Consider the following 599-nt stretch of genomic DNA (forward strand, 5'->3'; position numbering starts at 1 on the left):
CATAGTAAACTGCTGAGCAAATCCTTTTTGTAAAGCAATGCGAAGCGAGTCAAAATCTAGGACAGCATCAATTTGCGTTTGATCTATGATTTGCATTTCATCTACTGCTTTCATGCTAGAACTCCAATTCGAACGGTTTAGGGGCATGGGTTAATATTTCATAGCCGTTTTGAGTTATTAAAATATCATCTTCTATTCGCACACCACCAAAATTAGGAATATAAATCCCAGGTTCAATCGTGATCACATTACCTACTTCTAATACATGTCGACAGTTTTTATTAATAAAGGGCAGCTCATGTAAAAACAAGCCAACTCCGTGTCCCAAACCTTGCCCTGCCCATTCGCCAAAACCGGAGTCGTCGAGTACTTGCTGTGAAATTTTTTGTAAATCTAAACAGTTAACACCCGCTTTAAGTAAATTTATGGCGGCCTGCTGAGCATTGCTTACGCTTTGATAGATTGCTGATTGTTTCTTTGAAGCTTTACCAAGTACATAACTGCGAGTCATATCAGAGCGGTAACCATTGACCACTGCGCCAAAATCAAGAGTAATAAAATCACCTTTAGATAGAGTACGTTCACTCGGGCTGCCATGA

1 protein-coding gene is annotated in these 599 nt (G+C 39.7%); it reads right to left on the minus strand.

Features of this window, described 5'->3' with window-relative positions:
• Positions 1 to 115 precede the first annotated feature (115 nt).
• Positions 116 to 599 (minus strand): M24 family metallopeptidase (locus CWB80_RS21830; protein ID WP_138686310.1); only part of this gene is annotated, 484 nt, incomplete at its 5' end.

The sequence above is a fragment of the Pseudoalteromonas sp. S1650 genome, from assembly GCF_005887195.1.
Classification (GTDB): Bacteria; Pseudomonadota; Gammaproteobacteria; order Enterobacterales; family Alteromonadaceae; genus Pseudoalteromonas; species Pseudoalteromonas simplex.